We start from the raw sequence: 4131 nt of genomic DNA, 5'->3' as shown, positions 1-4131 counted from the left end.
GAGTTCTTGACCGCCGTGATGCAGCCGTTGCGCGGCTGGGTGACCTTCAGGCCGAGCGGCGCCTTCTTCGCCTTGTCGGCGTCGGCCTGCGAGACGTCGCCCACCTCCGCCATGCGCTGCAGGACGACGTTGCGCCGCTTGGTGGCCTCGGCCTCGTCGTTGACCGGGTCGTAGCGGCTCGGGGACTGGACGATGCCGGCCAGCAGGGCCGCCTGGGGGAGCGTGAGGTCCTTGGCGTGCTTGGAGAAGTAGCGCTGGGAGGCGGCCTCGACGCCGTAGGCCTGCTCACCGAAGAACGTGATGTTCAGGTAGTTCTCGAGGATCTTCTTCTTGCCCAGCTGCTGCTCGACCTGGATCGCGTACTTCAGTTCCTTGATCTTGCGGCCGAGGGTCTGCTGGGTGGCCTGCGCAACCTTGGTGGGGTCGTCGCCGGCCTCCTCCACGAAGACGTTCTTCACGTACTGCTGGGTGAGCGTGGAGGCGCCCTGGGCGACCCCGCCGCTCTGCGCGTTCTTGTTGAGGGCGCGCAGCACGCCCTTCAGGTCGATCGCGCCGTGCTGGTAGAAGCGCGAGTCCTCGATCGCGACGATCGCCTTCTGCATGTACGGGGAGATGTCCTTCAGCTCCACCACCGTACGGTCGCGGGAGTACACCTGGGCCAGCTGGTGGCCCTGGCTGTCGAGGATCGTGGTGCGCTGGCTGAGCGGCGGGCGCTTGAGGTTGGCGGGGATGTCGTCGAACCCCTGGACCGAGCCCTTGGCCGCCAGGCCCAGCGCGCCGGCCGCGGGCAGCGCGATGCCGGCCATGACCGCCCCCGCGAGCACGCTGACACCGAGGAACTTGGCGGCCTGCTGCGTTGGCGACAGACCACCGCCCGAGCGCTTCTTTGGCATGAGGGCAGCCTACGTTCTCATTCGCCGGACACGCGTATATGCCTTGGCCTAAGCTGCTCTCAACTGTCACAGCGGTGCGGCCACGTATCAATACGTGCGGCGGCCTCAGAACGTTCCGGATCCGCTCGATTTTTTTGATCGGGCCGGTGTGAGGGCGGAGTTGGGGCCGGTCGCGGGCGCCGGACGGCACGGTGAGAGCCGTGAAGGCGTGTGGGACACGTGCCCGAAATCGCCTTGTGTGACATCCGTTGCCCCTTGTGGTGCGCCAAGAATGTCCGAACGTGCCGGGAATGTCGCGTATGTCGTCACCTCACTCCCCCGGGTGATCTGCGGCCAACCCATAGTCCGTTCGGGCCATTCAAGATTGGGCCCGCTGGGGGTGTTGCGCCGTGCCCACCTTCCGTAACGTCCTCAACTGGCGGCGGTGAATATGCCGCTGCCGCCGTGGGGGAGCCTCGATTCGGGAGAGGACGGCGCCGGTATGGGCTGGGTAACCGACTGGAGTGCGCAGGCGGCCTGCCGCACTACCGATCCGGATGAACTGTTCGTTCAGGGAGCAGCGCAGAACAGGGCCAAGGCGGTGTGCACCGGATGTCCGGTACGCACCGAATGCCTCGCCGACGCGCTCGACAACCGCGTCGAGTTCGGCGTGTGGGGAGGCATGACGGAGCGGGAGCGCCGCGCACTGCTGCGCAGGCGGCCGACCGTCACCTCGTGGCGCCGGCTGCTGGAGACGGCACGCCTGGAGTACGAGCGCGGGGCGGGCCTGGTGTCCCTCGACGACGACCAGGTCTACGAGAACTACGCGGCGGTCGGCTGAGAAAGCGCGCACGTGAGCGCCGGATCCTCGCGGCGGCGTCGGGCGCCCGCACGGCAGCCGGCGCGTGAGCGCCGGGCCCGCGCGAGCGTCAGGTGCTCGCGTTGACGTCAGGCGCTCGCGTCGACGTCAGGCGGTCGCCTCGGGCAGCTCTCTGCGGTCGTCCGCCAGCCGGTCGCCGATGTCCCGCAGCCCCGCCAGGTCGTGCACGTCGCCGGGCAGCGCGGCCACTTCGGCCACCGCCACCTCGGGATGCAGTGCGGTGAAGCGGTCGCGTGTGCGCTGCTCACGGGAGAGCAGCCGCATGCGCTCGGCGTGCAGCCTCAGCAGGCCCGCGGTGACCTCCTCGACGGACGGCTCGGCCCCGGGATCCGAAGACGGAGAAGCAGGGGAATCGGGAGAAGAGGCATCGGGAGAATCTGAACTGCCGTATGTGTCGGGAGAGTTACGAAGTCCAGCTTTCCCGTCCCCCTGATCCACAATGCGGGACTCCTCAAGATTTTCCGCGGCGGCGAGCGCCCGCTCGGCCGACAGCCGGTCGGCGCCGCTGCCGTGCACCCGGTTGAGCACCAGACCCGCCAGCGGCATCCGCTCCGCGGCCAGCCGCTCCACGAAGTACGCGGCCTCGCGCAGCGCGTCCCGCTCCGGGGCCGCGACCACCAGGAACGCCGTCCCGGGCGCCTGGAGCAGCTTGTACGTGGCGTCCGCGCGCGTGCGGAAGCCGCCGAAGGTGGTGTCCATCGCGGCCACGAACGTCTGGACGTCCTTGAGCAGCTGACCGCCCAGCAGCTTGCCGAGGGTGCCGGTCATCATCGACATCCCGACGTTCAGGAACTTCATCCCCGCGCGGCCGCCCAGTTTCGCGGGCGCGGTGAGCAGCCGGATCAGCCGGCCGTCGAGGAAGGAGCCGAGCCGCTTGGGCGCGTCCAGGAAGTCGAGCGCCGAGCGCGAGGGCGGGGTGTCGACGACGATCAGGTCCCACTCGTCCCGGGCCCGCAGCTGGCCCAGCTTCTCCATCGCCATGTACTCCTGCGTGCCCGCGAAGCCCGCCGAGAGCGACTGGTAGAAGGGGTTCGCGAGGATCGCGGCCGCCCGCTCGGGGTCCGCGTGCCCCTCGACGACCTCGTCGAAGGTGCGCTTCATGTCGAGCATCATGGCGTGCAGCTCGCCCTCGCCCTCGGTGCCCTTGACCCGGCGCGGGACGTTGTCGAGCGAGTCGATGCCCATGGACTGGGCGAGCCGGCGGGCCGGGTCGATGGTCAGCACGACCACCTTGCGGCCGCGCTCGGCGGCCCGCAGCCCGAGGGCCGCCGCGGTGGTCGTCTTGCCGACCCCTCCCGAGCCGCAGCAGACCACGATCCTCGTCGCCGGATCGTCGAGCAGCGGGTCGATGGCGAGCAGGGGCGCGGGCGCCAGCCTGCGGGTACGCCCTTGATCGTCGGCACGGACCCGTGAAGAGTCCCGCTCCTGCGCCGCATCCGGGCTCATGACATCCCCTGCTTCCGCAGCTCGGTCGCCAGTTCGTACAGTCCCGCCAGGTCCATGCCCTCGGCGAGCAGTGGCAGTTCGTGCAGCGGCAGGCCGAGCTCGCCCAGCACGGAGCGCTGCTCCTGCTCCAGCGTGTACCGCTCGGCGTACTCCTCGGCCTGCTGGAGCAGCGGGTCCACCAGCCGCTCGGCGTTCCCACCGCGCCGGGCCCCGCCGAGGCCGGCCAGGGACAACGACTTGGCGAGGGCGGCGCGCGGCACGTTCCGTACGAGTTCCAGGTCGGCGGCGTCCAACACCTGGGGGCGCACCATGTTCACCACGATGCGGCCCACCGGCAGCCGGGCGGCGCGCAGTTCCGCGATGCCGTCCACGGTCTCCTGAACGGGCATCTCCTCCAGCAGCGTCACCAGGTGCACGGCCGTCTCGGACGACTTCAGCACGCGCATCACCGCCTGGGCCTGATTGTGTATCGGGCCGATCTTGGCGAGTCCGGCCACCTCGTCGTTGACGTTGAGGAATCGGGTGATGCGGCCGGTGGGGGGCGCGTCCATGATCACGTAGTCGTAGACGAACCGGCCGGCGCGGTCCTTGCGGCGCACCGCCTCGCACGCCTTGCCGGTCAGCAGGACGTCCCGCACGCCCGGCGCGATGGTGGTGGCGAAGTCGATGGCGCCGAGCTTCTTCAGGGCGCGGCCGGCGCCGCCGAGCTTGTAGAACATCTGGAGGTAGTCCAGCAGCGCCAGTTCGGCGTCTATGGCGAGGGCGTACACCTCCCCGCCGCCGGGAGCTACCGCGATTTTCCTTTCCTCATAGGGCAGCGCCTCCGTTTCGAAGAGCTGTGCGATGCCCTGCCGGCCCTCGACCTCGACGAGGAGCGTGCGCTTCCCCTCCGTGGCCAGGGCCAGCGCGAGGGCGGCGGCGACCGTCGTCTTT

At 69.8% G+C, this 4131-nt stretch carries 4 protein-coding genes; 1 reads left to right on the top strand and 3 read right to left on the bottom strand.

The features are described from left to right. Positions 1–893, bottom strand: an 893-nt coding sequence (locus IE249_RS37950; RefSeq protein WP_229858894.1) for a transglycosylase domain-containing protein, incomplete at its 3' end; no start/stop codon positions are given. Positions 894–1374: 481 nt separating this feature from the next. On the opposite strand from IE249_RS37950, the gene wblA reads away from it, so the two are divergent. Beyond that, positions 1375–1713, top strand: coding sequence for a transcriptional regulator WblA (wblA, locus tag IE249_RS20320; protein WP_189706502.1), 339 nt, complete (start codon positions 1375–1377; stop codon positions 1711–1713). 126 nt (positions 1714–1839) lie between these two features. Here wblA and bagB read toward each other — a convergent pair whose 3' ends face one another. Both bagB and bagA read right to left on the bottom strand, forming a co-directional pair. Continuing rightward, positions 1840–3198 carry an ATPase BagB gene (gene bagB, locus IE249_RS20315; RefSeq protein WP_189706500.1) on the bottom strand — a complete coding sequence of 453 codons (1359 nt, stop codon included), beginning with the start codon at positions 3196–3198 and terminating at the stop codon, positions 1840–1842. Next, positions 3195–4131: ATPase BagA (bagA, locus tag IE249_RS20310; RefSeq protein ID WP_229858893.1), on the bottom strand; the 937-nt coding region annotated here is incomplete at its 5' end. The genes bagA and bagB, both read right to left, overlap by 4 nt.

The organism is Streptomyces anandii JCM 4720 (genome assembly GCF_014650655.1).
GTDB classification, from domain to species: Bacteria; Actinomycetota; Actinomycetes; order Streptomycetales; family Streptomycetaceae; genus Streptomyces; species Streptomyces anandii.
Note: the sequence above shows the minus strand (reverse complement) of the source record. Positions and strands in the feature narration are given on the sequence as shown.

Bases quoted from the DNA above. Each gene is read 5' to 3' on its own strand.
- bagB (WP_189706500.1), bottom strand. From the start codon at position 3,198: ATGAGCCCGGATGCGGCGCAGGAGCGGGACTCTTCACGGGTCCGTGCC.
- wblA (WP_189706502.1), top strand. From the start codon at position 1,375: ATGGGCTGGGTAACCGACTGGAGTGCGCAGGCGGCCTGCCGCACTACC.